This window comes from Mesorhizobium sp. M7A.F.Ca.CA.002.09.1.1 (genome assembly GCF_003998555.1).
Taxonomy (GTDB): Bacteria; Pseudomonadota; Alphaproteobacteria; order Rhizobiales; family Rhizobiaceae; genus Mesorhizobium; species Mesorhizobium ciceri.
The window spans coordinates 1-1584 of the sequence record NZ_RZRR01001098.1; the positions used below are offsets into that span (position 1 = coordinate 1).

The 1584-nt window shown below is 57.3% G+C and carries 1 protein-coding gene; it reads right to left on the reverse strand.

Translation table 11 applies throughout. The annotated features are described in order from the left end of the window. Positions 1-99: 99 nt before the first annotated feature. Complete coding sequence (locus tag EN994_RS30620) at positions 100-1353, reverse strand: methylaspartate ammonia-lyase (protein ID WP_127308108.1); 1254 nt, start codon at positions 1351-1353, stop codon at positions 100-102. Between the last annotated feature and the right edge of the window lie 231 nt (positions 1354-1584).

Sequence of the window (1584 nt, forward strand, 5' to 3'; positions counted from 1 at the left end):
CTGCTTCAGCAGGGCGAGCCGAGGCGTGGGGGGCCCCACCGGCCTGTTCGACCGCCACAACCGTGATGTCCTTGAGACTGTTTAGCATCAGGGCGCTTCCTACGCGGCTTTCAGGTTTTGTGCCCGACGCCGATCAAGCATGGCGAGCAACCGATTTTGTTCGTTGCCTACAATGGAAAGACCTTCGTCGATGCCCATGCCAGGCTTCGCGAGCATCATGTCCGCCTGTGTTGCCACCGAAATGTGAACCGTCGCTCGCGCGGAGAGATCCCTCTCGCTGCAGCTGCCTCCCACATAGGCGTCCACGTTGTTCTCTTTGCACAGAAGCACCGCACGGGCGCTGTCGGCGATCGAGCCCACGTCCGGCGTCTTGATCTGCACGAGATGGGTCGCCTTAGCCTCCGCAAACAGACGCACATCCTCTAAGGTGTTGCAGCGTTCATCGACAACGATGCGCGCACGTGACGCGCGCGCATTCAGAATGCCGACGATCTGCCCGTAATTTTCGACCTGCGCCGGCGTAGACCCGAAGTCGGCTGGCGATTCGATATTCACCGTGAACTCCGGAACCGCGTCAGCAACCTTACTGATGAAGTCGGCGATGCGCTGGACGTCGAGCCCGATCTCCATACCGATCCAGCCGTACACATCGAAATGCAGCACCGGAGAATAGTCTGGTTGGCCGATTTGCTTGACGCGGTGCGCCACCCATTTGACGAAATCCAGAAAGGTTTCTCCCCCAACGCCGAATTTGCTACGCGAGTTGATGAGGCCATGCGGGATCACATCCACCCCCTTCAGGATCATTTTATCGACATTGATTTCGCGCGCATCACCGCTCTGGCAATAAATTGGGACACGACGATGCGGCATGGATAGGCAAAATTCCGAACAAACCACCTCCGCCATGGTACGACGCGCAGCATGGGCAGCAGCGCTTAAAAGGGCTTGGCTGACCCCATATTCGATGCATAGTGGGAGTCGTTTCCCAGTATGGAGATCGAAGACACTGGAGCAGGCTGTCAAAAAGCTGGACGCATCAATGTTTAAGAGCCGCGGGACAACAACACGTGACGTGAGATCCATGATGGCTCCGACGTCAAACAGGGGGTCACGCCCGCCAGCCCCTGAGTATTGCACTCCCATCATATCGCCCCAGGCGACCATATCGTCTTCCAGGACAAGCCCGACGCTTAAGCAAGCTGCCGGAACACGGATATCACGGAAGCCGGGCGTCAATGGCTCGCCGACGTAAACAAAACCGTCCTGGCCAACCCCTGCCCTAATGGCAGCTTGATCGTCATAAAAGAAGGCGCCGTTGCCGGGCGTGAGAATGACGTCTTTGATCTGCACTGAATTATACTCGAGTTTGGCCAAGCTATGAGCTGCGGCCGGATTTGCGCGCTCTGTCCTAAGTTATGCCCCGTTCGGAATCGGTTTTGCCAATATAAAGCCCCGAACGTGCCCATCTCGTTTTAAGATACGATAAAGTTGTTTTACGGGCGTCAGCGGGGACGGCACCGTCCGCCTCCCCTCTTGGTCGCGGTGCGCCGGATCGTCGCCCCTGCTTCAATAACAGAAGCT